2 protein-coding genes and 1 other RNA gene are annotated in these 2,222 nt (G+C 33.8%); 1 reads left to right on the plus strand and 2 read right to left on the minus strand.

Annotation, left to right across the window (positions count from 1 at the left end):
• The first annotated feature begins 316 nt into the window (after window positions 1–316).
• Entirely contained in the window at window positions 317–667 is a 351-nt protein-coding gene (gene rplS / locus SBH76_RS13345; protein WP_007593088.1) for a 50S ribosomal protein L19, read from the plus strand.
• Between the two features lie 48 nt (window positions 668–715).
• On the opposite strand, the gene lexA is transcribed toward rplS, so the two are convergent.
• Both lexA and ssrA read right to left on the minus strand, forming a co-directional pair.
• A complete protein-coding gene (gene lexA, locus SBH76_RS13350) occupies window positions 716–1,324 on the minus strand; it encodes a transcriptional repressor LexA (protein WP_007593087.1) in 609 nt (202 codons plus the stop codon).
• A 137-nt stretch (window positions 1,325–1,461) separates the two neighbouring features.
• Window positions 1,462–1,799, minus strand: a transfer-messenger RNA (tmRNA) gene (gene ssrA / locus SBH76_RS13355).
• Window positions 1,800–2,222 lie beyond the last annotated feature (423 nt).

A 2,222-nucleotide genomic window follows, 5' to 3' on the forward strand; every position in this document is an offset into this window, starting at 1 on the left:
AACATAAAATACTAGAAAATACTATATAATAAAACGAATATTTTGACAAAAATTTCAACTGAAGAATGTAGGTTATATGCGGGTTGTAGGACTTTTTTAATGATTATTTAGGTGAACAAACTGTCAAAGACCCGGATATGAATTCACTTCATAGGCATTCTAATATGCATTTAATATTTAAATGATACCGGTAAGAAGATTTAGAGTATAATCTATTGCTTTGTAAAAGAACATATGATACAATACTGTAGTTGTGAATAAGGCGATGGTCCTCTGGAAGAAATTTTAAGAACATCAAAATAATAGGAGGTTTCACATGAACGATTTAATAAGAAGTATTGAGGCAGAACAGCTTAAGGCAAGTGTTGATGACTTTAGTGTAGGTGATACAGTAAGAGTACACAACAAGATCCGCGAGGGTAACAGAGAGAGAATCCAGATATTTGAGGGAACAGTTCTCAAGAGACAAAACGGTGGTGCAAGAGAGACTTTCACAGTTAGAAAGAACTCAAACGGTATCGGTGTTGAGAAGACTTGGCCATTACACTCTCCATCTGTTGACAGAGTAGAAGTTGTAAGAAAAGGTAAAGTTAGAAGAGCTAAATTATATTATCTTCGTGACAGAGTCGGTAAGGCTGCTAAGGTTAAAGAAGCAGGATCAAGATAATCTGAACTTAATATTTTTAATGGCTGCTACATATGTAGCAGCCATTTTTTACATAAATCTGAACAATCCGATAACCTTTCCGAGAATAGTAACCTCTTTTACCAAAATAGGTTCCATAGAATCGTTCTCAGGTTGGAGTCGATAGAAATTTTTCTCTTTATAGAATGTCTTTACAGTAGCTGAATCCTCAACCAAAGCTACGATAATATCGCCGTTTTTTGCCGTATTTTGCTTGGATACAATAATCTGATCGCCATCATGTATGCCGACATTGATCATAGATTCACCTTTGACTCTCAGCATAAATATATCGGTATTTGGCAGAAATTCACTTGGAATAGGGAAATAGTCCGTAATATTTTCTGTTGCCAGTATAGGCATACCTGCAGCAACAGTGCCGACCATAGGCACATTGACCACTTCTCTACGTGTCAGATTGAAAGTATCATCTGTAATTTCTATGGTTCTCGGTTTAGTAGGGTCCTTTCTTATAAATCCCTTTTTCTCAAGAGTGTTTAAATGGGCATGTACTGAAGATGTGGACTTCAGTCCCACAAGTTCTCCGATTTCACGAACAGACGGCGGATATCCCTTACTTAAGATAGAATCCTTGATAACATTATATATTTCTTCCTGTTTTTGTGTTAATGTATCCATCGAATCTCCTTTGTATTTCAGATATAATTCTACCACTATCCTAACATATGTTCGATTAAAATGCAAACAAAAGTTCGATTACAAAGATGTTGAAATAAAATTGAAATAAAAAAAGCCTTGAAAATCAAGACTTTTTAAGATGGAGATGACGAGAGTTGAACTCGTGTCCAAAGAACAATTCCCTGTTCTTCTACTATTATAGTTGCTTGTCAAAATTCCCCTTTAAAACAGTCAAACAACAAACTGTAGTAAAGAGTAGCTTCATGATACATCTATATACTCAAAGCTTTGTATATAAGGTTTCTCACATAAGTCGATACAGATTCTATAAGTGTGAGTGCTTATAGGTCTGCAACTGCCTTAGGCAGCGTATGCTAAATTTTCTTCAGCGTTTATATTTAATTTTGCCATTTAACGCATTGCATACGAATAGCTTCACCAGCTGCATGTTCCCTGTCGAAACCGGTACATCCCCAAAATACATGTAAATACAGAATTTACATATGATATTCTAACATATATAAAGAAAAATGCCACTTAAAATTTTCTTACATCAAAGAGTATACACCATATATCATGCATAACAGGTTATAAGATATATGTATAATGTAAAACTTTACTTTTTTTATAAATTATCTTACTATAGTAAAACGAAACAAGTCGACAGACTTTTAATATATATGTTAGGAAGTAGAGAAATGTTTAATATAGATGTAAAACTTACACCGGATGATGAGTCGGAGGTACTTAGGTATCTTCAGCACAACCCGTCTTCCGTCGAAGTACTATGAAAGTTCCGACGTTTTAAATTTCTAATAAGCTATTTAGTTTTATGCAATTCTTTTAAATCCCTTATTTTAAAGGCTTTTCTTACATAAAAAATATTTCAAAAAATTTG

It is taken from the genome of Lachnoanaerobaculum sanguinis (assembly GCF_033242365.1).
Classification (GTDB): Bacteria; Bacillota; Clostridia; order Lachnospirales; family Lachnospiraceae; genus Lachnoanaerobaculum; species Lachnoanaerobaculum sanguinis.